Source organism: Streptomyces sp. NPDC045846, assembly GCF_056431605.1.
The window spans coordinates 234,815-260,000 of sequence record NZ_JBWKKJ010000002.1 but is presented as its reverse complement, the minus strand read 5'-3'; the positions used below and the strand labels follow the sequence as shown (position 1 = coordinate 260,000).

Annotated in this window: 20 protein-coding genes and 1 pseudogene; 10 read left to right on the top strand and 11 right to left on the bottom strand. The window is 72.3% G+C overall.

Translation table 11 applies throughout. From position 1 onward, the window contains the following. Window positions 1-342: 342 nt before the first annotated feature. Window positions 343-1,059: pseudogene (locus AC07F3_RS06200) on the top strand (sugar phosphate isomerase/epimerase family protein); the annotation flags it as partial. On the opposite strand, the gene AC07F3_RS06195 reads toward AC07F3_RS06200, so the two are convergent. Beyond that, window positions 1,001-1,978 carry an EamA family transporter gene (locus tag AC07F3_RS06195; RefSeq protein ID WP_479110984.1) on the bottom strand — a complete coding sequence of 326 codons (978 nt, stop codon included), beginning with the start codon at window positions 1,976-1,978 and terminating at the stop codon, window positions 1,001-1,003. The pseudogene AC07F3_RS06200 and the gene AC07F3_RS06195 overlap by 59 nt on opposite strands. A 97-nt stretch (window positions 1,979-2,075) precedes the next feature. On the opposite strand from AC07F3_RS06195, the gene AC07F3_RS06190 reads away from it, so the two are divergent. Further along, on the top strand, window positions 2,076-2,996 hold the full coding sequence (locus AC07F3_RS06190) for a LysR family transcriptional regulator (protein ID WP_479110982.1): 921 nt from the start codon (window positions 2,076-2,078) through the stop codon (window positions 2,994-2,996). Here AC07F3_RS06190 and AC07F3_RS06185 read toward each other — a convergent pair. Together AC07F3_RS06185 and AC07F3_RS06180 are read right to left on the bottom strand one after the other, a co-directional pair. Beyond that, entirely contained in the window at window positions 2,971-3,267 is a 297-nt protein-coding gene (locus tag AC07F3_RS06185; RefSeq protein WP_479110980.1) for a DUF397 domain-containing protein, read from the bottom strand. The genes AC07F3_RS06190 and AC07F3_RS06185 overlap by 26 nt on opposite strands. After that, complete coding sequence (locus AC07F3_RS06180) at window positions 3,254-4,078, bottom strand: helix-turn-helix domain-containing protein (RefSeq protein ID WP_479110978.1); 825 nt, start codon at window positions 4,076-4,078, stop codon at window positions 3,254-3,256. Before AC07F3_RS06180 ends, AC07F3_RS06185 begins: the two co-directional genes overlap by 14 nt. Before the next feature lie 294 nt (window positions 4,079-4,372). Here AC07F3_RS06180 and AC07F3_RS06175 point away from each other — a divergent pair, with 294 nt between their 5' ends. From AC07F3_RS06175 to AC07F3_RS06155, 5 genes are all read left to right on the top strand, one after another. Then, the gene (locus AC07F3_RS06175; protein ID WP_479110976.1) at window positions 4,373-4,543 is read left to right on the top strand and encodes a hypothetical protein; all 171 of its coding nucleotides are present in this window, start codon (window positions 4,373-4,375) and stop codon (window positions 4,541-4,543) included. A gap of 107 nt (window positions 4,544-4,650) precedes the next feature. Beyond that, the gene (locus AC07F3_RS06170; RefSeq protein WP_479110974.1) at window positions 4,651-5,106 is read left to right on the top strand and encodes a carboxymuconolactone decarboxylase family protein; all 456 of its coding nucleotides are present in this window, start codon (window positions 4,651-4,653) and stop codon (window positions 5,104-5,106) included. A 27-nt stretch (window positions 5,107-5,133) separates the two neighbouring features. After that, window positions 5,134-5,802, top strand: coding sequence for an NAD(P)-dependent oxidoreductase (locus tag AC07F3_RS06165; protein ID WP_479110972.1), 669 nt, complete (start codon window positions 5,134-5,136; stop codon window positions 5,800-5,802). Between the two features lie 416 nt (window positions 5,803-6,218). Continuing rightward, a complete protein-coding gene (locus AC07F3_RS06160; RefSeq protein ID WP_479111890.1) occupies window positions 6,219-7,985 on the top strand; it encodes a glycoside hydrolase family 3 protein in 1,767 nt (588 codons plus the stop codon). Window positions 7,986-8,103: 118 nt separating this feature from the next. Then, the gene (locus AC07F3_RS06155) at window positions 8,104-8,721 is read left to right on the top strand and encodes a hypothetical protein (RefSeq protein WP_479110970.1); all 618 of its coding nucleotides are present in this window, start codon (window positions 8,104-8,106) and stop codon (window positions 8,719-8,721) included. Window positions 8,722-9,311: 590 nt separating this feature from the next. Here AC07F3_RS06155 and AC07F3_RS06150 read toward each other — a convergent pair. The 6 genes from AC07F3_RS06150 to AC07F3_RS06125 form a co-directional block, all read right to left on the bottom strand. After that, window positions 9,312-10,718: a S28 family serine protease gene (locus AC07F3_RS06150; RefSeq protein ID WP_479110968.1), complete on the bottom strand. Its 1,407-nt coding sequence runs from the start codon at window positions 10,716-10,718 to the stop codon at window positions 9,312-9,314. Between the two features lie 121 nt (window positions 10,719-10,839). Next, the gene (locus tag AC07F3_RS06145; protein WP_479110966.1) at window positions 10,840-11,232 is read right to left on the bottom strand and encodes a hypothetical protein; all 393 of its coding nucleotides are present in this window, start codon (window positions 11,230-11,232) and stop codon (window positions 10,840-10,842) included. A 92-nt stretch (window positions 11,233-11,324) separates the two neighbouring features. Then, entirely contained in the window at window positions 11,325-15,104 is a 3,780-nt protein-coding gene (locus AC07F3_RS06140; RefSeq protein ID WP_479110964.1) for an ABC transporter ATP-binding protein, read from the bottom strand. 130 nt (window positions 15,105-15,234) lie between these two features. Further along, complete coding sequence (locus AC07F3_RS06135; RefSeq protein WP_479110962.1) at window positions 15,235-16,905, bottom strand: thiamine pyrophosphate-binding protein; 1,671 nt, start codon at window positions 16,903-16,905, stop codon at window positions 15,235-15,237. 92 nt (window positions 16,906-16,997) lie between these two features. Further along, on the bottom strand, window positions 16,998-17,963 hold the full coding sequence (gene speB, locus AC07F3_RS06130) for an agmatinase (RefSeq protein WP_479110960.1): 966 nt from the start codon (window positions 17,961-17,963) through the stop codon (window positions 16,998-17,000). Between the two features lie 48 nt (window positions 17,964-18,011). Beyond that, window positions 18,012-19,484, bottom strand: coding sequence for a sodium:solute symporter family protein (locus AC07F3_RS06125; protein WP_479110958.1), 1,473 nt, complete (start codon window positions 19,482-19,484; stop codon window positions 18,012-18,014). A 189-nt stretch (window positions 19,485-19,673) separates the two neighbouring features. Here AC07F3_RS06125 and AC07F3_RS06120 point away from each other — a divergent pair, with 189 nt between their 5' ends. From AC07F3_RS06120 to tesB, 3 genes are all read left to right on the top strand, one after another. Beyond that, complete coding sequence (locus AC07F3_RS06120; protein ID WP_479110956.1) at window positions 19,674-21,284, top strand: PucR family transcriptional regulator ligand-binding domain-containing protein; 1,611 nt, start codon at window positions 19,674-19,676, stop codon at window positions 21,282-21,284. A gap of 68 nt (window positions 21,285-21,352) precedes the next feature. After that, window positions 21,353-22,510: an acyl-CoA dehydrogenase family protein gene (locus AC07F3_RS06115; protein WP_479110954.1), complete on the top strand. Its 1,158-nt coding sequence runs from the start codon at window positions 21,353-21,355 to the stop codon at window positions 22,508-22,510. A gap of 24 nt (window positions 22,511-22,534) precedes the next feature. Next, complete coding sequence (tesB, locus tag AC07F3_RS06110) at window positions 22,535-23,410, top strand: acyl-CoA thioesterase II (protein ID WP_479110952.1); 876 nt, start codon at window positions 22,535-22,537, stop codon at window positions 23,408-23,410. A 281-nt stretch (window positions 23,411-23,691) separates the two neighbouring features. Here the strand turns inward: tesB and AC07F3_RS06105 are convergent, their stop codons facing one another. Both AC07F3_RS06105 and AC07F3_RS06100 read right to left on the bottom strand, forming a co-directional pair. Then, complete coding sequence (locus AC07F3_RS06105) at window positions 23,692-24,459, bottom strand: phosphatase (protein ID WP_479110950.1); 768 nt, start codon at window positions 24,457-24,459, stop codon at window positions 23,692-23,694. 83 nt (window positions 24,460-24,542) lie between these two features. After that, complete coding sequence (locus AC07F3_RS06100; RefSeq protein WP_469838609.1) at window positions 24,543-25,139, bottom strand: SACE_7040 family transcriptional regulator; 597 nt, start codon at window positions 25,137-25,139, stop codon at window positions 24,543-24,545. Between the last annotated feature and the right edge of the window lie 47 nt (window positions 25,140-25,186).

Below are 25,186 nucleotides of genomic sequence, written 5' to 3'. Positions count from 1 at the left end.
AGCGACCACGGTCCGCACGTCGAACGGGGTTAGGGGCGCGGGGAACTGCGCGACCAGCCGCGCACGGTCCGCGGTCAAAAGCGGGTTTTGGGGGCGCGGGGAACTGCGCGAGAAGCGACCACGGTCCGCACGTCGAACGGGGTTAGGGGCGCGGGGAACTGCGCGAGAAGCGGGCACGGTCCGCACGTCGAACGGGGTTAGGGGCGCGAGGAACTGCGCGAGAAGCGGGCACGGCCGACGGACGACATCGGGGTTAGGGGCGCGGGGAACTGCGCGATCAGCCACGCACGGTCGACAGCCGAACCGGCGGAGCCGCAGCGTGTCACAGTGGGAAGGGGCGGGATGGGGAAAGGATCTCCCAGCGAAGGGAACACCATGAAGCTCGCCCTCTCCACGCTCGGCCTCCCCGACACCCCCCTCCCCACCATCGCCCGGCTCGCAGCCGAATCCGGCTACCAAGGCGTAGAACTCCGCACGCACCCCGAGTCCGGCGTCCACCCCGACCTCACCCCCACCCAGAGAAGAGCCATCGCCACCGAATTCAGGGCGTCCGGCGTCGACATCCTGACCCTCGCCGCGTACGCCCGAGTCGCAGACCCGGACGACACCACCGACATCCCCCAACTCGTCGACCTCGCAGGGGACTTGGGGGCGCGATACATCCGCGTCTTCCCCGGCGGCAGAGGCACCTCCGGGGACGACGCCACAGCCGTCCGCAGGCTGAAGGAAGCCGCCACACAAGCGACCGGCACCGGCATCCGCATCCTGCTCGAAACCCACGACTCCCACCGCACGGGCGAAGCCACCGCCCGCGTCCTGGACCGCGTCGGGGACGCGGGCGTCGGCGCGCTCTGGGACGTCCTGCACACCTGGCTCGGCGGCGAGACCCCGGCCGAGTCCTTCGCCCACTTGGCCCCCCACCTCGGCTACGTACAGGTGAAGGACGTCGCGTCCGCCGAGGACACCACTCCCCTCCCCCTGGGCGCCGGCGTCCTCCCCCTCACCGAATGCCTCGCCCCGCTCCCGCCGGACGGCTGGCTGTGCTGGGAGTACGAGAAGCGGTGGTATCCGCGGGCCGCCCCTCTGCCGGGACTCCTCGCCGCAGGACGCGACCACCTGACCCGCCTGACCGCGACAGCGACGTGAGCGCCACCCCGCCCACCAGCAGCGCCGCCGCGCACCAGCGCAGTGGCGTCACCGACTCTCCCAGGAGCAGCGCCGCCGAGGACATTCCGAACACCGGCACCAGCAGGCTGAACGGCGCCACCGACGACGCCGGGTAGCGGCGCAGCAGCATCCCCCACGCCCCGAACCCGAACACCGTGCTGATCCACGCCACATACACCAGCGCCCCCGCCCCGCCCCAGTCGAACCCCGCCAGCGCCTCCGCGTCCCGGTCCGGCCCCTCGAACAGGAGGGACAGGGCGAGCAGCGGGAGTACGGGGACGACCGACACCCACACCATGAAGTTCAGCGCGTCCGGCGGGGCCGCCTTGCGGGTCAGGACGTTCGACACGCCCCAGCACGCCGCCGCGCCCAGCGTCAGCGCGAAGGCGAGCAGCGGGCCGCCCGACCCCTCGTCCACCCCCGCCACCACGATCCCCGCCAGCGCCACACCCATCCCCAACAGCCTTGCGCCGCCCAGCCGTTCACCCAGCACGGCCATCGCGACGACCGCCGTGAACACCGCCTGCACCTGGAGTACGAGGGAGGACAGGCCTGCGGGCATCCCCTGGCTCATCCCGATGAACAGCAGCCCGAACTTCGCCACCCCCAGCACCAGCCCCACCGCCACGATCCACTTCCAGGCGACCTTGGGCCGCCCCACGAAGAACACGGCGGGCAGCGCCGCCACGAGGAAGCGCAGGGCGGAGAAGAGCAGCGGCGGGAAGTGGCCGAGACCCACGTCGATGACGACGAAGTTGACCCCCCAGACGGCGGTGACGAGCACGGCGAGCGCGATGTGTACGGGACGCATGCGTCGAGGATCACCGCTCCCGACCATTTAGCACCAGCGCGGATTCATGGATGATGGGATGAAGCATCGCTTAATCCAGAGGCCCGGGGAGGCTCTCTTGCTCGACCTGGCCCGCCTTCGCGCGCTGCACGCCGTCCACGTCCACGGCTCGGTCGCCGCCGCTGCCGCCGCCCTCGGCTACACGCCCTCCGCGATCTCCCAGCAGATCACCAAGCTGGAACGCGAGACCCGCACGACCCTGCTGGAACGCCGTGGCCGCGGCATCGCCCTCACCGACGACGCCCTCCATCTCGCCACCGCCGCACAGGAGTTGCTCTCCCTCGTCGAGCGCACGGAGACCACCCTCGAAGAGCGGCGAGGCCTGCCCACCGGACGCCTCACCGTGGGCGCCTTCGCCACGGCCGCACGCGGACTCCTCCCGGCCGCCCTCGCCTCGCTCAACCGCCAACACCCCACCCTGGAGACGCGGTTGTCCGAAGTCGATCCGCACATCTCCGTCGACCTCGTCGCCAAGGGCGTCATCGACCTCGCCGTCACCCACGACTGGGACATCGCGCCCCTGCCCGCACCCGAGGGCGTCGAGCACGCGGCCATCGGCGACGACCACTGCGACGTACTGGTCCCGGCCGACCATCCCCTCGCCGCCCGCCCCGCCCTCCACCGGCGCGACCTCGCCCACGAGCCCTGGATCTGCCAGCCGCCCGGCTCGGTCTGCCACGACTGGCTCGTACGCACCCTGCGCGCCGACGGCCACGAGCCCGACCTGCGCCACCAGGCCGCCGAGTACCACACCCAACTCGCCCTCGTGCAAGCCGGTTTGGGCATCGCCCTCGTACCGCGCCTTGGCCGGGGCCCGCTTCCCGAGGGCGTGGTGGCCCTACGCCTCGACCCCGTCCCGACCCGTCACCTGTACGCCCTGTGGCGCACCGGAGCCGCCCGCCGCCCCGCGATCACGGCAACGGTCCACGCCCTCCGGGAAGCGTGGGACGCCCTCAGCGACCGAGGGCCCCGCCCTTGACCCCGTCCACGAACGACGTCCAGGCCGTCGGCCCGAACACCACGGCGGGCCCGGTCGGGTTCTTGCTGTCCCGCACCGGCACGCACGCCGCGCAGCTGTCGCTGAACTCCAGGCAATCACCGCTGGTTCCGCCGCTGTACGTGGACTTCCGCCAGGTCGCGTACGCCTCGCTTATTTCGAGGCATTCACCGCTGCTTCCACCGCTGTAAGTGGACTTACGCCAAGCGGTCAGTGCTGAGGCGTCGGGGACGATGTGCTTACTGCGCTTCATTCTCATAATCTTCCGCCACGGACGTGATCAGCGCCAGAGATTTGCGGTGCGACAACGCGTCACCCAGGGCGTGATCGTAGACCTCCTGGCACTGCCGCACCACGGACGGGAGTTCCCACACCCTGCCCGTTTTCAGTCCTTCCACGTAGGCAATGGGCGGGAGATCCGCGAACCACATCAGTGAGACAAACCCCTCCAGCATGGCGTGGACGCCAACCGAAAACGGGAGCACATGGACGCGGATGCGTCGGCTCTTCCCCAACCTCGCGATGTGACGCAGCTGTTCGCACATCACGGCCGGACCGCCGATCGGTCGCCGCAGCACCGCCTCGTCCAGTAGCGTCCACACCACAGGCGTGTCGAACCTGTCCAGAATGCAGCCCCGTTCAAGCCGCGTGGCGAGCAGCCGTTCACGTTCCTCGTCACTCTTCGGCGGGTGCCCCGAGCCGAGCACTTCGCGTGCGTACGCTTCCGTCTGCAGGATGCCCGGAACGAGCTTGGGCGCGTACTCCCGGATCACCGTCGCCTGGCCCTCAAACTCCAGCGCCTCAGCGAAGTGTTCGGCGACCACGCGACCATCCAGGGTCGGCAGGAACCGCTCGAAGAACCCATCGGTCCCCAGCACCCTGTCCAGCCGACGGGCGTCGTCCAGGGTTGGGCGCCTCCTCCCCGCCTCGATGTGGGCGATGTGCGTGCGCGACATCACCACCAGTTGGCTCAGCTCCTCCTGGGTGAGACCGGCCGCCTCGCGCCGCGCCCTGAGTTCCTCGCCGTACTTGATGCGGGACACCGGGTTGTCCTCGATCGCCACGACATCAACTCCCCTCTGTGCAGGCTCGATTGTCACGCTCCGTGCACTGTTCAGCGTACGGAAGGTGACCCCACTCTGTGAGCGGAACAGCACACACAGTGAGAGGCGGGGCGCGATGGGAGCGCACGGCGTGGGGGCGTACGTCGCCCACACCGGTACCGATGTGTACGGGCCGGGCAAGGTGATCGGCACGGACGGTGACTGGCGGCGCGTTCGGTTCGTGTACTTCGTGGCGTCGGTCGCCGTACGTGATCTGCGTACCGCCTCTCCGCAGGAGGAAGCGGAGGTACGCGCATGGCTGACGCGGAAGAGCGCCCGGCATGGGGGCAGCTGGTAGCGGGGCCCGCCCTGGCGTTGCGGGTGTCGTGGGACGGCGGGCGGACGTGGGAGCCGTACGTCATGCGGCGGCACGGGCTGGAGACGGAGCCCGTGCGGGACCCGCAGCGCGAGCGCGAGGAGAGCTGAAAAAGAATTCCGGCGGGGCTGTCACATCCCCGTGCGCCCGCGTGTCAGGGCAGTGAAGGCGAACGACGAAGAAGCAGTCCGCTGCCCATGACACAGGAGCCGCAGCCATGCAGGCACGTATGACGAACCCCGCCGAGGTCCTTCCCGGCGCGATGAAGCCCATCCTCGATCTGCTGAACGCCGCCAAGCAGGGCGGAGTGCCCGCGTCCACCCTGGAGCTGGTGCACCTGCGGGCCAGCCAGATCAACGGCTGTGCCCCGTGCGTCTACGGCGGCATGGCCAGCGCGCGCAAGCACGGGGTGAGCGAGGACCAGCTGACGATGGTCGTGGCCTGGCGGGAGGCGCCGTACTTCAGCGACGCCGAGCGGGCGGCCCTCGCGCTGGCCGAGGCCGCCACCCGGATCGCCGACCGGCCGGACGCGGTGCCGGACGAGATCTGGGACGAGGCGGCCCGGCACTACGACGAGAAGGCGCTCGCCTCGCTCATCCTCATGGTCGCGGTGACCAACCTCTTCAACCGGCTCAACGCCACGACCCGTCAGGTCGCCGGGGCGACCTGGTAGGAGGCGGGACTCGCGGAAGGCGCGTTCATGAAGCTCACCATCTTCGCGGCGAGCGGCGGGATCGGCCGCCTCGCCCTGCTCCAGGCGGTCGCCGCCGGTCACGACGTGACGGCGGTGGTCCGCGACCCCGCCAAGGTTGCGGCCGACGTCGTCCGTACGGTGGCCGTCGATCTGTCCCGGCCCGACCCGGGCGCGTTGCGCACGGCACTGGCCGGGGCCGATGCGGTCCTGTCGGGGCTGGGCGCGGCCACCAAGGCGGACTTCGGGGTCGCCGAGCGCGGTACCGGGGCGATATGCGAGGCGATGCGCGCCACGGGGGTGCGCCGCATCGTCGTGATCAGTGCTGCGCCGATCGGCACCGTACCGTCGCCGGGGCGGCCGAACCCGCCCCGGCACGACCCGGGGGACGCGTTCGTGCAGCGGAGCATCGCGTACCCGATCGTGAAGGCGATCCTGAGGAAGCGGTACGCCGATCTCGCGCGGATGGAGGACGTGCTGCGCGCGAGTTCCCTCGACTGGACGGCGCTGCGGCCGCCGCGCCTCAACGACAAGGAGCTGACCGGGCGTTACCGCACGGAGGTGGGGCGCAACGTGCGGGGCGGCGGGATCATCTCGCGGGCCGATGTCGCGCACTGCATGCTGGAGGTCCTGGACGATCCGGCGACGTTCGGGCAGACGGTCGGCCTGTCGGACTGACCGGGTCCACCACACCGTCAACTCCCGTACCAATTCGGCGAATTGGCGGCTGTCGGGGAACCCGCGCGAGGGTGCGTCCGTCCAACGCACGTACTGCCGGTGAGTCTCCGCAGAGCGGTGTCGGCATCGCTGCTGGCCGCGAGCGCCGACCCCCTCTCCAGCCGCCTGCGGCCGGCAGCACGCCGCCACCGGTGCGAACCCCTCCGACTGCACCGGTGGCGGCACCACCCCTCGCGAGCCACGCCGCGCTGCCTCGTGCGCATAGCCTTGACTGGCAGTAACTTTCCGGATATCGGTTCGCCTTGGAAGTTTCTTCCAGTTCCCTGGCTTCCCGGGCACCATGACCGGAAGGAGCGCACGTGCAGCACCGCACCTCAAGACGCAGCCTCCTCACCACCACCGCCGCGGCGGCCGCCATGACCGCCCTCGGCCCCCGGTTCCCCGCCCGCGCCGCACAGGTCGACGAGGCCTTCGGCACCGACCGCCGACTCCGCGCGATCATCGCCCGCATGTCGGTCGAGGAGAAGATCGGCCAGCTCTTCGTCACGCGGGTCTACGGGCACTCCGCGACCGCTCCCGACCAGGCGGACATCGACGCCAACCTCCGCGAGCTCGGGGTGCGCGACGCCGCCGAGCTGATCGCCAGGTACCACGTCGGCGGCATCATCTACTTCACCTGGGCGCACAACACCCGCGACCCGCACCAGATCGCCGAACTCTCCAACGGCATCCAGGCCGCCGGGCTCGCCCAGCGCGTACCGCTGCCGCTGCTCATCGCCACCGACCAGGAGCACGGCGCGGTCTGCCGGGTCGGCAGGCCCGCCACGCTCTTCCCCGGCGCGATGGCGATGGGCGCGGGCGGCTCGACCGGCGACGCCCGCACCCTGGGCCGGATCTCGGGCGCGGAGCTCGCGGCGATCGGCATCCGCCAGGACTACTCCCCCGACGCGGACGTGAACATCAACCCGGCCAACCCGGTGATCGGCGTACGGTCCTTCGGCGCGGACCCGGCCGCCGTGGCCCGCATGGTCGCGGCGGAGGTGCGCGGATACCAGGAGTCCTCGGTCGCCGCGACGGCCAAGCACTTCCCGGGGCACGGCGACACCAGCGTCGACAGCCACACCGGCATCCCGGTGATCACGCACACGCGCGAGCAGTGGGAGCGGCTGGACGCGCCGCCGTTCCGGGCCGCGATCGACGCCGGGATCGACGCGATCATGACCGCGCACATCCAGTTCCCGGCGCTCGACCCGAGCAACGACCCGGCGACGCTCTCCCGCCCCATCCTCACCGGCATCCTGCGCGAACAGCTCGGCTTCGACGGGGTCGTCATCACGGACTCGCTCGGCATGAAGGGCGTGCGCGACAAGTACGGCGACGACCGGGTGCCGGTGCTCGCCCTGAAGGCGGGCGTGGACCAGCTCCTCGACCCGCCGAAGCTGGACGTGGCCTTCGGCGGGGTGCGCGCGGCGGTGGCCGGCGGCGAACTGCCCGAGTCCCGCCTCGACCGGTCCGTTTTGCGCATCCTCCGGCTCAAGGACAGGCGCGGCCTGTTCGCGCGGCCGTACGTCACCGCCCGGGGCGTGGAGCGCACCGTGGGCACCCGGGCCCATCTGGCCGCCGCCGACGAGATCGCCGAGCGGACCACGACCCTGCTCGCCAATCCGCGCGGACTGCTCCCGCTCTCCCGCCACCACCACCGCCGGCTCCTCGTCGTGGGCGCCGACCCGGACTCCCCCTCCGGCACCACCGGCCCGCCCACCACGGTCCTGGCCCGATCCCTGACCCAACTCGGCTTCCGCACCACGGTGTTGCCCACGGGCACGCTGCCGTCGCAGGCCCGGATCGACCAGGCGGTGGCGGCGACGGCGGGGCAGGACGCGGTGATCGTGGGCACGTACAACGCGGGGGCGGGCGGCGCGCAGAGCAGGCTGGTGGCGGCGCTCGGCAGGACCGGCGTGCCGGTCGTGCACCTCGCCCTGCGCAACCCGTACGACATCGCGTACCTGAGCGGGTACGCCGCCTCGCTCGCCACCTACTCCTGGACGGACGTCGAACTCCGGGCCGCCGCACGGGTGTTGGCGGGACGGGTCCGGCCGCGCGGCCGCCTCCCGGTCGCGGTGCCGCGGGCCGACGACCCTACGCACGATCTCTACCCGATCGGCCACGGGCTGTCGTACTAGCCGTACGCCGGGGCCCCGGCGCACCGCCCCCAAGTGACGCAAAGACCCCGGACTCCCGGCGTGCACCCGCTCCGGCGGGTCACGCTTGGGTTGTATCCGGGGGGTTCTGGGGGGTCGTATGCGTACGTACCGTTTGGCAGGGTTGGGGTGCCTGCTGCTGCTCACGGCGCTGGGATGCCGGGACGCGGCGGGAGGCGGTTCGGCGACGGAGGGGAACCTGTCGACGGCCTCCTCCTCCGCGCCCGGCCCCGCGGCGACCTTCCTTCCCACCGGCGGGTGCGCCTCGCGCGAGGGCGCGGCGGGCGACACCAAGGACTTCCACGAGGTGCCCTGTACGAGCGAGCGGGCGGTGGCGAAGGTGCTGGTGCGGCGGGTGGGGGCGACGGCGAAGGGGGCGGCCGTCGACTGCCCGCTCCCCACGGACTTCGTGCTGTACGTGGCGTCGGCCGGGGGTGGTGATGGATCGCGGGGCTACGCCTGCATGCGGAACCTGGAGCCGCCGCATCCGGGGGATCCGGGGCAGGGGGGTGGGCCGTACACCGTGGTGGGGGACTGTGTGTACGCGGCGGGGGTGGACGAGGTTCGGGAGACCGCGTGTGACGGGTCCGGGGGGCGGGCTCCCCAGTACCGGGTCGTCTCGGCCGCCCCTAGCCGGGCGGGGTGTCCCGCCTCGACCACGCTGTACGTCCAACTGACGGGCGGCCAGGGCCCAGTGGGCTGCGCGAGGCGCGCGTGACGTTTCCCCACCCCGCCCCTTCCCGAGACCCTCCGGGGGTTGAAGGACTGACCAGAACTCCTGGGGCTCCGCCCCAGACCCCGTACCGCGCCTGAACGGCGCTCGTCCTCAAACGCCGGACGGGCTGAGGTTGCCCATGCCGACCAGCACCGTACTGCTGAGGGGCGCGGGGAACTGCGCGAGCGGCCACGCACGGCCCGCAGCCCGAAGGGTCCGGGGAGCGCACCTCGGCACTCCGCGAGGCCCGACATACCCAGGGGCGCGGGGAACTGCGCGAGCAACCACGCACGGTCCGCGGCCGAGGAAGCCTTTAGGGGCGCGGGGAACTGCGCGAGCGGCCACGCACGGTCCGCGGGTGAGGGGTCGGCCCCCGCCCCTCCCCAACCCCCGGAGGGTCTCGGGAAGGGGCGGGGCGGGGAACCCTCCGGGGTCTGGGGCGGAGCCCCAGGGGTGTGGATCCTCGGGGCTGTGGGCCCCGGGGTGTGGCCCGGTCCTAGGGGCTCCGGGTGTGGCCCCCAGCGTCAGGGGCCCCCGGGGTGTCCAGGGTCAGGGCCCCGGGGCTAGGGCCCCAGGGCTGGAGGCGCCCAGGGTCAGGGGCGCAGGGTGGGCTCCCTCGTCAAGGGGGTCGCGTCCAGCTTCGCGTCGAACGTGGCCTGCGGCCGCACCGGCGCGGAGGCCAGGCCCGCCCAGCGGAGAATGGAAGCCGTCGCCGAGGCCTTCTGGTCGGCCGCGAGCATCGCGACCTTGGAGCCGTGGTTGCCCCCCGCCACCGTGTAGACGTAGGAGTCCCGGGCCCCCGCCCCCAGCGAGAACCGCTCGGCGCCCCACGGGTCGTTGGAGCCGTACACGTACAGCATGTGGTCGGCGTGGTGCTTGACCCACGTGTCGATGTCCCGCATCGCCCACGGCTGGAACCGCATCGGGATGTCCCGCGGCACGAAGTTGCGCGGCGGCTGGTAGCCGTAGCGGCTCAGGTTGCCGAGCCAGGGCTGCTTGATGGTGGGCGAGCCGAGCTGCGTACCGGCCTGGTAGTAGTACGCCGTGTACGGGGCAAGGCCCTGGGCGGTGTAGAACGAGAAGCCGGAGATCGTGTCGACGGAGTCCCAGATCGCCTGGTCGGTGGCGTGCGGCGCGTCCGCGGGGATCGTGGAGCAGTCGGCAAGCAGGTGGTACTGCCAAAAGCCCCAGACGTAGTCGAGCACGACCGCCTCGTAGGCCTTGTCCAGGGTGCCCACCGTGGTGAAGGTGTAGCCGTTGGCGGTGGCGTACTCCTGGTACTTCTTCTCCAGGGGCGCCCGCCGCACCAGCGCCTCGCGCTGCACGCCCGCCAGCTTGTCGCGGCACTCCTTGGTGCCGACCGTCGCGAGGAAGCGGTCGTAGGCCGAATCCTCGTTGTTCACCACGTCGTTGGGGGCCACGTACGCGACGACGCCGTCCATGTCGCGCGGGTAGAACCGCTTGTAGTAGGTGGCGGTCATGCCGCCCTTGGAGCCGCCGGTGGTCAGCCAGTTCTTGCGGTAGATCGGCTTGAGGGCCCGGTAGATGGCGTGCTGGTCGCTGGCCGCCTGCCAGATGTCGTCCTTGGACCAGTCGGCGGGCTGCGGCCGGGACATCGGGAAGAAGCGGTACTCGACGGAGACCTGGTTGCCGTCGACGATCTGCGTCGGCTCGCTGCGGCCGGGCGTCGTGGAGACCTCGTAGCCGCTGGTGTACATGACGGTCGGCCGGTCGGTGTCCTTGTGCAGCACGGTGATCCGCTGCTGGAAGGTGGCCCGGCTGTACGGGTTGTGGTGGTCGACGGGCTGGGTGAAGCCCAATACGAAGTAGCGGTAGCCGTTGTACGGCTTCTCGGCTATGAGGCTCATCCCGGGTATCGCCAGGATGCGATCCTTGATGTCCGGCTCGGCGGCGGTGGCCGTCCCCGCCGCGGCTCCCGTCGCGGTCATCGTGCCTATCAGCACGACGAGCGACAGCAGCCATCTGAGCGCCTTGCGCATGCACACTCCCCTGTGGAGTCCCTGTGGATCGGAACGTGGTTCCGCGAACCTAGCGGGGGCAACACCCGCCCCGCCAGACCCGGTTGATCTCCACAGCGGCCTTCACACGGCCATGCGCCGGTCAGCAGACCCAGCCCGTTTCCGCCGAACTCCCCGCCACCGACCCGGTCGCCCGCACACAGCGGCCGCCGGAGTGCACGGTCACCGGGCCCGCCAGCCGCGTATAGGCGCCCGAGTCGCCGGCCGGGGCGCCGCCGCGGGCCTGGATCGTCACCGACATCTGGCGCCGGGCACCGGGGTTCTTGGCGGCGGTCACCGCGCACGCGTACCCGTTGCCCTTGTACAGGCGCAGCTCGCCCGTGCTGAACCCGACCGTCCGCACCGGCCGCCCGGCACACGCCGCCGCCGCGTCCGCGCCGCCGCTCACCGGCCCGAACACGACGAGCCCGCCCGCCGCCGCGGCCACCGCCAGCGACGGCCCCAGAAGCCTCCTGCCGCCCACCCCACCGAACACGCTTGCACCCTTCCGCCACTTGAGCGTCTGTGGGGTGGGACGCGAGAGGGCTCCCGACGGTTCTCGGCACCGCCTTCGGACTCGCGCCCGGCTCAGCCCGCGGTACGGGCGGGCTCGGGGGTGCCGATGAACGTGTGCCACAGCCGGGCGTACGTGCCGTCCAGCGCGAGGAGCTCGTCGTGGGTGCCGTCCTCGACGACCCGGCCGTGGTCCATCACGACGACCCGGTCCGCGCGGGCCGCCGTGGTCAGGCGGTGCGCGACAACCAGCGTGGTGCGGCGGCCGGTGAGGCGCTCGGTGGCCTGGTTGACCTGCGCCTCGGTGGCGAGGTCGAGGGCCGCGGTCGCCTCGTCGAGCAGCAGGATGTCCGGATCGACCAGCTCGGCGCGGGCCAGCGCGATCAACTGGCGCTGCCCGGCGGACAGGTTGCGGCCGCGCTCGGCGACCTCGTGGAGGTAGCCGCCGTCCAGCGTGGCGATCATGTCGTGCGCGCCGACCGCGCGGGCCGCGGCCTCCACCTCGGCGTCGCTCGCCTCGGGACGGCCGTACGCGATGGCGTCGCGGACCGTGCCCTCGAAGAGGTACGCCTCCTGCGGGACCACGCCGAGCCGGTGGCGGTAGGCGGTGATGTCCAGGTCGCGCAGGTCCGTGCCGTCGGCGGTGACCCGCCCGCCCGTCGGGTCGTAGAACCGGGCCACCAGCTTGACCAGGGTGGACTTGCCCGCGCCGGTCTCGCCGACGAACGCGACGGTCTGCCCGGCGGGTATCCGCAGGTCGACCGCGCTGAGCGCCTCCTCGGGCTCGTCGGGCCCGTCGGGGGCGCCGTACGCGAAGTCGACGTTCTCGAAGGCGATCTCGCCGCGCAGCGACAGGACGTCGAGCGGCTCGGGGGCCTCGGCGGTGGAGGTCTTCTCCTGGAGGAGTTCCTGGATGCGCTTGAGCGAGACGGCCGCCTGCTGGTAGCCGTCGAAGACCTGCGAGAGCTGCTGCACGGGGGCGAAGAACAGGTCGATGTACAGCAGGTAGGCGACCAGGGCACCGGTGGTGAGGGTGCCGTGGTCGACCCGGCCCGCGCCCACGATCAGCACGGCGGCCGCGGCCACCGACGAGAGCAGCTGCACGAACGGGAAGTACACCGAGATCAGCCACTGGCCGCGTACGCGCGCCTGGCGGTAGTGGTCGCTGCGCCCGGCGAACCGCTCGGCCCCGTCGTGCTCGCGCCGGAAGGCCTGCACGATGCGCAGGCCCGACACCGACTCCTGGAGGTCGGCGTTCACGACGGAGACCCGCTCGCGGGCGAGCTCGTAGGCCCGCACGCTCTTCTTGCGGAAGACGTACGTGCCGACGACCAGCAGCGGAAGCGTCGCGAAGACGACGAGCGCGAGTTCGAGGTCGATGACGAGCAGCGCCACCATGATGCCGAAGAAGGTGACGACGGAGACGAACGCGGTGACCAGGCCCGTCTGGAGGAACGTGGAGAGCGCGTCCACGTCCGTCGTCATGCGGGTCATGATCCGGCCGGTCAACTCCCGCTCGTAGTAGTCGAGTCCGAGCCGCTGCAGCTGGGCGAAGATCTTCAGGCGCAGGGTGTAGAGGACGCGCTCGCCCGTGCGGCCGGTCATCCGGGTCTCGCCGGTCTGGGCGAGCCACTGGACGGCGACGGTCACGAGCGCGAGCCCGGCGGCGGCCCACACCGCACCGAGCGCGAGCTTGGTGACGCCCTGGTCGATGCCGTGCCGGATCAGGACCGGCAGCAGCAGCGACATGCCCGCGTCGACCGCGACGAGGAGCAGGCTGACGAGCAGGGGAAGGCCGAAGCCGCGCAGCAGCCTGCGCAGGCCGTAGGAGTCCTCGGCCTGGACGGCCCTGGCCTCGTCGATGCCGGGGGTGTCGGTGGCGGGCGGCAGCGCCTCGACCTGGGCGAGCAGTTCGGGGGATTGGGGTCTCCCCTGCTCGAACGAAGTTGAGAGCTTGGGGAAAGGCATGCCGCCGGGGGCCGCCGACTCGGCCTTGTCCTCGCGGACCCACAGCGGCGGGGTGATGCCGCGCTCGGCGTCGAACTCCGCGTCCAGCTCGTCCCGTACGGAGTGGTCCTCCTCCTCGGCGACGGGGGCGGTGGGGAGGTGGCCGGGCGAGACCGCGCCGAGCTCGTCGGGGTCGGTGAGCAGGCGGCGGTAGAGGGCGCTGTCGCGCTGGAGCTCCTCGTGGGTGCCGATCGCGGCGAGGCGCCCGCCGTCGAGGACGGCGATGCGGTCGGCGAGGCCGAGGGTGGAGCGGCGGTGCGCGATGAGCAGGGTGGTGCGGCCGGCCATGACCGACTTCAGGGCCTCGTGGATCTCGTGCTCGACGCGGGCGTCGACGGCCGAGGTCGCGTCGTCCAGGACGAGCAGGCGGGGGTCGGTGAGGATGGCGCGGGCGAGCGCGATGCGCTGGCGCTGGCCGCCGGAGAGGGTGAGGCCGTGCTCGCCGACGGTGGTGTCGTACCCCTCGGGCAGCTCGGCGATGAACCGGTCGGCCTGGGCGGCGCGGGCGGCCTTGTCGATCTCTTCCTGGGTGGCGTCCGGCTTTCCGTACGCGATGTTGGCGCGGACGGTGTCGGAGAACAGGAAGGAGTCCTCGGGCACGAGGCCGATGGCGGCGCGCAGCGAGTCGAGGGTCAGCTCTCGCACGTCGTGGCCGCCGACGAGGACGGCGCCGTGCGAGACGTCGTAGAAGCGGGGCAGCAGCAGCGAGACGGTGGACTTGCCGGAGCCGGACGAGCCGACCACGGCGACGGTCTCGCCGGGCCGGATGTCGAGGGAGAACCCCTTCAGGACGGGCCGCTCGTCGTCGTAGCCGAAGCTCACGTCGTCGAACTCGACGGTCGCGGGGGCGTCGGGCGGCAGCTGCTTCGTGCCGTCCCGGAGGGAGGGCTCGGTGTCGATGAGCTCCAGGACGCGCTCGACTCCGGCCCGGGCCTGCTGGCCGACGGTGAGCACCATGGCGAGCATGCGGACGGGTCCGACGAGCTGGGCGAGGTAGGTGGAGAAGGCGACGAACGTGCCGAGGGTGATCTCGCCGCGGGTGGCGAGCCAGCCGCCGAGCGCCAGCATGGCGACCTGGCCGAGGGCCGGGACGGCCTGGAGGGCGGGCGTGTAGCGGGAGTTGAGCTTGATGGTGCGCAGGCGTCCGGCGAAGAGCCGGCGGCCGACCTCGCGGAGCTTGCCGGTCTCCTGGTCCTCCTGGCCGAACCCCTTGACGACGCGGACCCCGGACACGGCGCCGTCGACGACTCCGGCGACGGCGGCGGCCTGGCCCTGGGCGTACCAGGTGGCGGGGAAGAGGCGGGTGCGGCTGCGCTTGGCGATGAACCAGAGGGCGGGCGCGACGGCGAGGGCGACGAGGGTGAGCAGCGGCGAGAGCCACGCCATGATCACGATGGAGATCACGAAGAGCAGGATGTTGCCGATGGTCATCGGCAACATGAAGAGCAGGCCCTGGATCAGCTGGAGGTCGCTGGTGGCGCGCCCGACGACCTGGCCGGTGGACAGCTCGTCCTGGCGCCGCCCGTCCAGCCGGGTGATCGTCCCGTACATCTCGGTGCGCAGGTCGTGCTGGACGTCGAGGGCGAGCCGCCCTCCGTAGTACCGCCGGATGTAGGTGAGCCCGTACACCACGACGGCGCAGGCTATGAGCAGCCCGGTCCACACGGCGAGCGAGCGGGTGTGGTGGCCGATGACGTCGTCGATGACCACCTTGGTGATCAGCGGGACGAGCGCCATGACGGCCATGCCGCCGAGCGAGGACCCGAGGGCCAGCACCACATTGCGCCGGTACCGCCAGGCGTACCCGGTCAGCCTGCGCGCCCACCCCTGTTGCGCACCCTCCGTCACGTGATTCCTCCCGTTGGTACCTGTCCTGCCGCAAGCCCCAACACGGGGGCCTGCGGATTTCATCCCGCCGCAACAAAGACGGGACGTGAGGACCAGGACCGGGCCGGGCCGGTTTCCCCGGCCCGGGGGCTCAGAGATGCGTCGGCGCGAACATCTTCAGGAGGGCGGGCAGCACGACCACCGAGGGGCCGGGGGCGGCCAGGGCCTTGGAGAGGTCGGCGGTCAGGGTGTCCGGGCTCGTCCGGACCGCCGGGACGCCGAAGGACTCGGCGAGGGCGACGAAGTCGGGGCGGGCCAGCTCAGTGGCGGTGGCCTCACCGAACGTGTCCGTCATGTACTCGCGCAGGATGCCGTAGCCGCCGTCGTCCACGATCAGCCAGGTGACCGGCAGGTCGTACTGCCGGGCGGTGGCGAGCTCCGCGATCGAGTACATGGCCCCGCCGTCGCCGGAGACCGCGAGGACCGGGCGGCCCGGGTCGGCGACGGCCGCGCCGAGCGCCGCCGGGAAGCCGTAGCCGAGCCCTCCGGCTCCCTGCGCCGAGTGCATCGCGCCGGGCCAGGCCGACCAGGCCCAGTACGCGAGGATCGTCATGTCCCAGAAGCTGGGCGCCCCGGCGGGCAGCGCCTCGCGGACGGCGGCCAGCACGCGCCGCTCCTCGCCGAGGTCCTGCGCGTCGATGCGGGCCCGGACCCGGTCCAAAACGGCCCGCACCCGCTCGGCCGCGCTCTCGTCGCTGCGCTCCGGGACGGTTTCGAGCAGGGCCTGGAGGGCGATGCGGGCATCGGCGTGGATGCCGAGCGCCGGGTGGTTGGACTCCAGCTTGCCGAGGTCGGCCTCGATCTGGACGACCCGGCCGCGCGGCCGGAAGGTGTGGTAGTTCGACGACAGCTCGCCGAGCCCGGAGCCGACCACGAGCAGGACGTCGGCGTCCTCCAGGAAGTCCGTGGTGTGCCGGTCCTCCAGCCAGGACTGGAGCGAGAGCGGGTGCTCCCAGGGGAAGGCGCCCTTGCCGCCGAAGGTCGTCACGACCGGCGCGTCGAGCCGCTCGGCGAGCGCGAGGAGCTTGCCCGAGGCGTCGGCGCGGACCACCCCGCCGCCCGCGATGATCACCGGCCGGGCCGCGCCCGCCAGCAACTCGGCCGCCACGGCGGTCAGTTCGGGGCGCGGGAGCAGGTCCTCGGGGTAGGCGTCCATCGCGGTGACGACGGGCAGCGCCGTCTCGGCGAGCAGCACGTCCTGCGGGATCTCCACCCACACCGGCCCGTGCGGGGCGGTCAGCGCCGACTCCCACGCGGCCGCGATCGCGGAGGGGATCTGCGACTGACTGCGCACGGTGTGGACGGACTTGACCACGTCGCGGAACGAGGCCTTCTGGTCGCGCAGCTCGTGCAGATAGCCGTGCCGCCCGCCGCCGAGTCCCGCCGTGGGAACCTGACTCGAGATCGCGATCACCGGGGAGGAGGCGGCCGCCGCCTCCTGGAGAGCGGCGAGCGACGTCAGCGCGCCGGGGCCGGTCGACAGCAGCAGCGGGGCCGCCTCGCCGGTGATCCGGCCGTACGCGTCGGCCGCGAAGCCCGCGTTGTTCTCGACCCGCAGTCCCACGTAGGCGAGGTCCGAGCGGCGCAGCGCGTCGAACATGCCGAGCGCGTGCTGGCCCGGCAGGCCGAACACGGTGGTGGCGCCGAGGCCCTGGAGCGTCTCGACGACCAGGTCGCCGCCGTTGCGTCCGGGCGGGGGGTTCAGGGCCGCCGCCACCTGGCGCGGCGTGGGCCGCAGCACGACGTCGTGGTCGTGGGTCATCGCGTCCTCTCCGTGGAGCTCGGTCCGCGGCCCGGCGGCTTCCCGCTCGCCGGGCCGCGGACGCGGGTCGTTTTCCCGGTCCGTCGGGTGCCTCAGGCGCGGGCGGCCGCGATCTGCCGGGACATGATCGTGGTGAGCTCGTACGCCGTGTGGGAGGCGGCGACCGAGGTGATCTCGGCGTGGTCGTAGGCCGGGGCGACCTCGACGACGTCGGCGGAGACCAGGTTGCAGGAGGCGAGGCCCCGCAGGATCTCCAGGAGCTCGCGCGAGGTCATGCCGCCGGCCTCGGGGGTGCCGGTGCCGGGCGCGTGGGCCGGGTCGAGGCAGTCGATGTCGATGGAGATGTAGAGCGGGCGGTCGCCGATGCGCTGGCGGAGCTGGTCGGCGACCTCGTCGGCGCCGCGCCGGTAGACGTCGGCGGAGGTGACGATGCCGAAGCCCATCTTCTCGTCGTCGGTCAGGTCCTGCTTGCCGTACAGCGGGCCGCGGGTGCCGACGTGGGAGAGCGCCTCGGTGTCGAGGATGCCCTCCTCGACGGCGCGGCGGAAGGGGGTGCCGTGGGTGTACTCGGCGCCGAAGTAGGTGTCCCAGGTGTCGAGGTGCGCGTCGAAGTGGAGCAGCGCGACCGGCCCGTGCTTCTTGGCGACGGACCGCAGGAGCGGCAGCGCGATGGTGTGGTCGCCGCCGAGCGTCATCAGGCGGGCGCCGGTGCCGAGCAGGTCGTCGGCGGCGGCCTCGATGGTGTCGACGGCCTCGTTGATGTTGAACGGGTTGGCCGCGATGTCACCGGCGTCGGCGACCTGGGCGAGCGCGAACGGCGACGCGTCCTGCGCCGGGTTGTACGGGCGCAGCAGCCGGGAGGCCTCGCGGATCGCGTTGCCGCCGAAGCGGGCGCCGGGCCGGTAGGAGACACCGCTGTCGAAGGGCACACCGACCACGGCGACATCGGCGGTGCCGACCTCGTCGAGGCGGGGCAGCCGGGCGAAGGTCGCGGGCCCGGCGTACCGCGGGATGCGGGACGAGTCGATCGGACCGCGCGGCGTTTCGTTGCTGCTCATCGGAATTGCCCTTCGTTTCAGCGATTTATGCGCTTTATCAGTGTGACTCTAGCTGTGCGCCGGCGCCGCTTCGGCGGCCGTCGGCTGTCCGGCGCCGGGTCCGGCTCCTGCGAGCCGCTCGCGCCAGACGGCGAGCACCGCGGCGTCGGTCGGCTTCGTCGCGTACGACACCAGGACGTAGGCGAGGAGGGAGGCGAGCAGTCCGTAGTAGACGGGCTCGTTGGCGAGGATTCCGTACCTCGCCATGAGGGCGACGACCGCGAGGCCGCCGACCGCGACGGAGGCGAGCGCCCCGGCGGCGGTGCCGCGCTTCCAGAGCAGCCCGCCGAGGATCGGCACGAGCAGCCCGCCCACGAGCAGGTCGTAGGCCACGGTGAGCCCCTCGACGACACTGCTCAGCCGGGTCGCGATGACGATCACGACGAGCCCCATGAGGAGGATGAAGACCCGGTTGCCCCGGACCTCGTCGTGGTCGGTCCCGCTGACCTCGCCCCTCCCCCGGATCCGGGCCCAGATGTCGTTGTTGGCGACGGTGGCCGAGGCGATGAGGGCGCCGGACGAGGTGGACATCACGGCGGCGAGCGCGGCGGCGAGCACCAACCCCCTTATCCCGACGGGGAGTTCGTCCTTGACGATGGTGGCGAACGCGTCGTCGGCGCTGGGCAGCGCCGGGTAGAGCACCTTGGCGGCGGTGCCGATGACGGCGCCCGCGAGCGCGTACACCAGGCAGTACGTACCGGCGACGGTGCCGCCGAGCCGGGCGACGCGGTCGCTGCGCGCGGTGAACACGCGCTGCCAGATGTCCTGCCCGATCAGCATGCCGAAGGTGTAGATGAGGACGTACGTGAAGATCGTCTCGCCGCCGATGCCGAGCGGGTCGAAGTAGGCGGTGGGCAGCTTCGCCCGCATCGCGCCGAACCCTCCGGCCTTGACGACGGCGACGGGCAGCAGGAGCAGCAGCACCCCGATCGTCTTGACGACGAACTGCACCATGTCGGTGAGGGTGATCGACCACATGCCGCCGAGCGTCGAGTAGGCGACCACGATGGCGCCGCCCAGCACGATCGCCACGGTGCGGTTCAGGTCGAAGAGGACGTCGAAGATGGTGGCGTACGCGATCGTCGACGTGACCGCGAGCATCAGGGTGTAGGCCCACATCACGACGCCGGAGATGAGGCCCGCCCGGCCGCCGTAGCGCAGGTCGAGCATCTCGGAGACGGTGTAGACGCGGAGCCGGGCGATGCGGGCGGAGAAGAACACGGAGAGCGCCAGCAGGCCGAGGCCGATCGTGAACACCATCCAGGCACCGGACAGGCCGTACTTGTAGCCGAGGCCCACGCCGCCGATGGTCGAGGCGCCGCCCAGCACGATGGCGGCCATGGTCCCGGAGTACATCGCGGGGCCCAACCGCCGCCCGGCGACCAGGAATTCGGACTTCGACCTGGCGCGGCGCATGCCCCACCAGCCCATCGCCAGCATCCCGGCCAGATAGACGACGATCACTGTGTAGTCGACGGCCATGCGGGGGCCCTCCTTCGCGCTCACTCGGTGGCGTGTCGTGCAGGGGGAATCGAGGTTCCGTCGGCTGTTCGCGGGGACATCCGCCCGTACCCGCGGCCGCCGGTCGGCACGACCCTAGGTGGCCGGAAAGCAACGCTGAAGTGTACGTTTCCTCCACTCCTGACGCTGCTGATGGATGGATCGTCCACCATGCCGGAACCGACCGCCCCGCCCACTCCGCCCATCGCGCTCGCCGCGCTGCTGGCCCGCGCGGACCTCGGCCTCCGCCGGATCGCGGGGCCCGCGGACGCCGCGATCCACTGGGTGCACACCTCGGAGATGGCCGACCCGTACCCGTATCTGCTCGGCGGCGAGCTGCTCATGACGGCGGGCGTCCAGCTCACCGACCCCGAGCGCTATGTGTCCAGGGTCGTGGCGGCGGGTGCGGCGGCGCTGGGCTTCGGGGTGGCCCCGGTGTACGACTCGGTGCCGCCCGCGCTGGTCGAGGCGTGCGCCCGGCACGGCCTGCCGCTCCTGGAGGTCCCGCCGCGCACGACGTTCTCCGGGGTGGCGCGGGCGGTGTGGCTCCTGATGGCGCGGGCCCGCGAGGACGAGTTGCGGCGGGTGAGCGAGGCGCAGCGGAGCCTGGCCGCGGCGGCGTCCCGCCCCGAGCCGGTGGGGGCGGTGCTGCGGGTGCTGGCGGGGCGGCTCGGGGGGTGGGCGGGTCTGATGATGCCGGAGGGGGCGGTGGTGGACTCGGCGGGGCCTGCCCCGTCAGGACCGGCGTGGGCCGGGGTGCGGGGACTGGCGCGGGTGGTGTCGCCTTCGGCGGACCTCCCCCACCCCGCCCCTACCCGAAAGCCTCCGGCGGATGGCGAGGACAGGCGACCCGCCCCAGCCCCTCCGGCGGTTGAGGAGCGGGGGTCTGAGGGCAGGGCCCCCAGTGCACCCACCGGCCCGCAGGCGCCCCTTCCCCTCCCGGAGGCTCTCGGGAGGGGGCGGGGCGGGGAGAGCTCGCCGAAGGCGCACGCCCTCACCGCCACCGACACCGTGGACGGCACACACCTCGCCGCCTACGCCCTCGCCGAGCCCAGAGGAACGGCCCTCGTCGTCGCCGCACCCCACCGCGCCCCGGGCGACCACACGATCGCCGGTGTCGCGGCCGTGCTGCTCACCCTGCTCACCGCGGAGCGGCAGGGCGCGGACGAGGCCGCCCGTTCGGCCGCACTGGTGCGGCTGATGCTCGGGGGCGGCCCCGCGGAGGTGGCGGCGCTGCTCGGGGAGGGGCCCTGGGTGGTGGTGCACGCACGCGGCGCGGGGAGCCCGCCGGACCTCGGGACCCCGCTGGTCGACCCGGGCGGGCCGAGCGTGCGGGCCCTCGTACCGGCGGACCGCGAGGTCACGACGCACCCCGGCTGGACCCTCGGCGTCAGCGCCCCGGCCGCGTTGGACGCCCTGACCGTCGCCGACACCCAGGCCGCCCGCGCCCTGGAGCGCGCGGAGGCGACCCGCGTCGCCCTCGCCCGGCACCGGCCCGCCGGGTTCGGGGCGCTGATGGACCCGGAGGAGTCCGCCGCGTACGCCCGTGAACTGCTCGCCCCGCTCACCGATCCCCTGCGCACCACCCTGCGCACCTGGCTCTCGCTGCACGGGAGTTGGGACCGCAGCGCCGTCGCGCTCGGGGTGCACCGCAACACCGTCCGCCAGCGGATCGGCCGCGCGGCGGCGCTCCTCGGCACGGATCTCGACGACATGGACGTCCGCACGGAGCTCTGGCTGGCGCTCAGAAGTGCTGAGTCTCACTCTGGACAGTGCCGGTGACCGCCGGGTAACTTCGTATTTCAACCTGAGCAAGCGCTTAGCCAAACTGCGAGCCGAGGAGGGCGTCCGTGCGCCGTACGGTATTCAACGAAGACCACGAGGCGTTCCGGGAGACCCTGCGTGCCTTCATCGAGGCCGAGGTCGTCCCGGCGTACGACGAGTGGTTCGCCGACGGCATCGTGCCGCGCGACTTCTACTACAAGCTCGCCGAGCTCGGCGTCTTCGGCATCCGCGTGGACGAGGAGTTCGGCGGCGCCGGCATCGACTCGTACAAGTTCGAAGCCGTGATGTACGAGGAGACGGCCCGCGCGGGCGTCCAGTTCGGCGGCTCCGGCGTGCACGTGCTGCTCGGCCTGCCCTACATCAAGATGCTCGCCACCGACGAGCAGAAGAAGCGCTTCCTGCCGAAGTTCGTCTCCGGCGAGGAGATGTGGGCCCTGGCCATGACCGAGCCGGGCACCGGCTCCGACCTCGCGGGCATGAAGACCACTGCCAAGCTTTCCGCGGACGGCTCGCACTACGTCCTCAACGGCTCCAAGACCTTCATCACGGGCGGCGTGCACGCCGACCGCGTGATCGTGTGCGCCCGCACCGACGCCCCCTCCGCCGAGGACCGCCGCCACGGCATCTCGCTGTTCGCCGTGGACACCAAGTCCGAGGGCTACTCGATCGGCCGCAAGCTCGACAAGCTCGGCCTGAAGACCTCCGACACCGCCGAGCTGGCGTTCGTCGACGTGAAGGTCCCGGTCGAGGACCTGCTCGGCGAGGAGAACAAGGGCTTCTACTACCTGGGCCACAACCTGGCGTCCGAGCGCTGGGGCATCGCGTTCGGCGCGTACGCCCAGGCCAAGGCGGCCGTCCGGTTCGCCAAGGAGTACGTGCAGGACCGCACCGTCTTCGGCAAGCCGGTCGCGTCCTTCCAGAACACCAAGTTCGAGCTGGCCGCCTGCCAGGCCGAGGTGGACGCCGCCGAGGCCGTCGCAGACCGCGCCCTGGAGGCCCTGGACGCGGGCGAGCTGACCCCGGCCGAGGCCGCGTCCGCGAAGCTGTTCTGCACCGAGGTCGCGCACCGCGTGATCGACCGCTGCCTCCAGCTGCACGGCGGCTACGGGTTCATGAACGAGTACCCGATCGCCCGCCTGTACGCGGACAACCGCGTGAACCGGATCTACGGCGGCACCAGCGAGATCATGAAGTCGATCATCGCCAAGGACATGGGCCTGTAGCAGTCCTCGGGTACAACTACCTTCATGCATCAGGCACTTGAGAGCCTCCTCGATCTGCTCGACCTCGAACGGATCGAGGAGGACATCTTCCGCGGCCGGTCCCGCTCGGCGGTCGTGCCGCGCGTCTTCGGCGGCCAGGTCGCGGCCCAGGCGCTGGTCGCCGCGGGCCGCACCGTGCCCGCCGAGCGGATGGCGCACTCGCTGCACGCCTACTTCCTGCGGGCGGGCGACCCGGGCGCGCCGATCGTCTACACCGTCGACCGCATCCGCGACGGGGCCTCCTTCACCACCCGCCGCGTCGTCGCCATCCAGCACGGGCAGCCGATCTTCCACCTCTCCGCGTCGTTCCAGACGTACGAGGAAGGCATGGAGCACCAGGCCGACATGCCGCCGGCGCCGGACCCGGAGTCCTTGCCGACGGCCGCCGAGATGCTGCCGCGGTACGCGTCCGCCTTCCGGGACGAGGGCGTGGTGGACCGCCTGATCGAGGCCCGCGCGGCCGTCGACCTGCGGTACGTGGACGCGCCGCCCTGGGGCACCGTCGGCACCCCGCGCGAGCCGCGCTCGCAGGTGTGGTTCCGCACGAACGGCAAGCTGGCCGACGATCCGCTGCTGCACGTGTGCCTGGCGACCTACGTCTCCGACATGACCCTGCTCGACTCGGTGCTGCTCGCCCACGGGCGCGGCGGCTGGGCGGTCGGCGACGTGGTGGGCGCCTCGCTCGACCACGCGATGTGGTTCCACCGGCCGTTCCGGGCCGACGAGTGGCTCCTGTACGACCAGGAGTCGCCGTCCGCGTCCGGGGGGCGGGGGCTCGGTCAGGCGCGGATCTACACGGCGGACGGGCGTCTGGCGATCACGGTGATCCAGGAGGGCGTCGTCCGCATCCCCCGCGGCTGAGTCCCGGGGGCGCCCGGGAGTCGCCTTCGCGCCGTTCCCCGCGCCCCTCAACCCGCCTTCGGCCGCGGGCCGTGCGTGGCCGCTCGCGCAGTTCCCCGCGCCCCTGAACTCCTTCGATCTGCGGACCGTGCTCGCTTCTCGCGCAGTTCCCCGCGCCCCTGGCGGTACTGGGGCTAGCCAGTGCTGGCATCTTTAGCCCGTCCGGCGATTGAGGACGAGTGCCGTTCAGGCGCGAGCGGGGGTGTGGGGGCGGAGCCCCCGCGGGGGAGGTCCGGGGGTGGCTACGCCAGGCCCGCCGCGTCCAGGAGGTACGCCGTCATGGGCTCGTAGAAGCGCGGGTCCAGGACGTGGTCGTCCAGGGGAACGGTCACCTGCAGCGTCCCCTCCGCCTCGCCGATGAACAGCGCGGGGTCGTTGCAGTCCGCGTACCCCATCGCGTCCACCCCGAGCTGCCCCGCGCACCCCGCCCAGCCGTGGTCGGCGACCACGAGGTCCGGCGGGGTGTCGAGGGCGGTCAGGATCGCCCGCATCGGCTCCGGCGAGTGGGTGTGCCACAACGACGCGCCCCGCTCGAAGACGGCCACGTCCGCGAACTGCACGACGTACCCCTCGTCGGCGGTGAGCCCGCCGGGGATCCGTACGATCTCGCAGCCCGCCGCCCGCAACCCCGCGGCGGTCCGGCTGTGCACGTCGATGAGCGCGCCGGGGTGCCCGGTGGCGAACAGCACCCGCTCCCGCCCGGCGGCCGCCTTGCGCAGCCGGGCCGCCATCCGCTCCAGGCCGTCCACGGTCAGCTCGGGGTCGATGGTGTCCTGGCCGGTGCGGTGCCCGGGGTCGTCCACGACGCCGCAGCGCTCGGCCATCACCGCCAGCACGTCCTGTTCGTCGCCCCAGCGGTCCCCCAGCTCCAGGCCCAGCCAGTAGTGGCGGTCGCCGTTGGCGAGCTTGCGGTAGTGGGAGAGGTTGTTGTCGCGGGGCGTCGCGACGTCACCGGCGATACGGGTGCGGACGAGATGGTCGACGAGGGCGGCACGGCTGGGTATCGGCATGCGGCCATTCTGCCCCGCCCGCCGCGCCCGGGACCGGGCCGTCCCGCGCACCGGACGGGGTTTCGGCGAGCGGCGGAAGAGGCTCAGCGCGCGTCCAGGGAGGCGAAGGCCCCGTGCGCCAGGCGGCGCAGCAGTGCCTCGGTGGCCGCGCGCCCCGGCAGCCCGGTGCCGTACGAGCCGAGGTGGGGGGTCGAGTTGAGCAGGCCGAACACGGCGTGGACCGCCCCGCGCACCTCCGCCTCCGGCACCGGCGGGTACAGCTCGCGCACGACGCCGACCCACAGCTCGACGTACTGCCGCTGGAGCTGGCGCACCAGCTTGCGGTCGCTGTCGCGCAGCCGGTCGAGCTCGCGGTCGTGCAGGGTGATCAGCGCCCGGTCGTCGAGGGCGAAGTCGATGTGGCCGTCGATGAGCGAGCCGAGCAGCCGCTCGGGGTCGCCCGCCGCCTCGGTGACCCGCTTGCGCCCGCCGTCGTACAGCCGCCCGCTGATGCCGACCAGCAGCTCGGCCAGCATCGCGTCCTTGCCCGCGAAGTGCCGGTACAGGCCGGGGCCGCTGATGCCGACGGCGGCCCCTATCTCGTCGACGCCGACGCCGTGGAAGCCGCGCTCGGCGAAGAGGCGGGCGGCCTCGCGCAGGATCTGCTCGCGGCGGGTAGGGGCGTCGGTACGGGTGCTCATGGGAATTCATTCTAGACAACGCGGTTAGCGCTCGTTAACCTGAGGGA

Excerpts from the sequence above, each read along its gene's own strand:
- AC07F3_RS06155 (WP_479110970.1), top strand. The coding sequence starts at position 8,104 with ATGCGTACGTACCGTTTGGCAGGGTTGGGGTGCCTGCTGCTGCTCACG.
- AC07F3_RS06100 (WP_469838609.1), bottom strand. The coding sequence starts at position 25,139 with ATGAGCACCCGTACCGACGCCCCTACCCGCCGCGAGCAGATCCTGCGC.
- tesB (WP_479110952.1), top strand. The coding sequence starts at position 22,535 with ATGCATCAGGCACTTGAGAGCCTCCTCGATCTGCTCGACCTCGAACGG.
- AC07F3_RS06105 (WP_479110950.1), bottom strand. The coding sequence starts at position 24,459 with ATGCCGATACCCAGCCGTGCCGCCCTCGTCGACCATCTCGTCCGCACC.
- AC07F3_RS06135 (WP_479110962.1), bottom strand. The coding sequence starts at position 16,905 with ATGACCCACGACCACGACGTCGTGCTGCGGCCCACGCCGCGCCAGGTG.
- AC07F3_RS06150 (WP_479110968.1), bottom strand. The coding sequence starts at position 10,718 with ATGCGCAAGGCGCTCAGATGGCTGCTGTCGCTCGTCGTGCTGATAGGC.
- AC07F3_RS06160 (WP_479111890.1), top strand. The coding sequence starts at position 6,219 with ATGACCGCCCTCGGCCCCCGGTTCCCCGCCCGCGCCGCACAGGTCGAC.
- AC07F3_RS06120 (WP_479110956.1), top strand. The coding sequence starts at position 19,674 with ATGCCGGAACCGACCGCCCCGCCCACTCCGCCCATCGCGCTCGCCGCG.
- AC07F3_RS06175 (WP_479110976.1), top strand. The coding sequence starts at position 4,373 with ATGGCTGACGCGGAAGAGCGCCCGGCATGGGGGCAGCTGGTAGCGGGG.
- AC07F3_RS06125 (WP_479110958.1), bottom strand. The coding sequence starts at position 19,484 with ATGGCCGTCGACTACACAGTGATCGTCGTCTATCTGGCCGGGATGCTG.
- AC07F3_RS06185 (WP_479110980.1), bottom strand. The coding sequence starts at position 3,267 with ATGAAGCGCAGTAAGCACATCGTCCCCGACGCCTCAGCACTGACCGCT.
- AC07F3_RS06195 (WP_479110984.1), bottom strand. The coding sequence starts at position 1,978 with ATGCGTCCCGTACACATCGCGCTCGCCGTGCTCGTCACCGCCGTCTGG.
- AC07F3_RS06165 (WP_479110972.1), top strand. The coding sequence starts at position 5,134 with ATGAAGCTCACCATCTTCGCGGCGAGCGGCGGGATCGGCCGCCTCGCC.
- speB (WP_479110960.1), bottom strand. The coding sequence starts at position 17,963 with ATGAGCAGCAACGAAACGCCGCGCGGTCCGATCGACTCGTCCCGCATC.
- AC07F3_RS06170 (WP_479110974.1), top strand. The coding sequence starts at position 4,651 with ATGCAGGCACGTATGACGAACCCCGCCGAGGTCCTTCCCGGCGCGATG.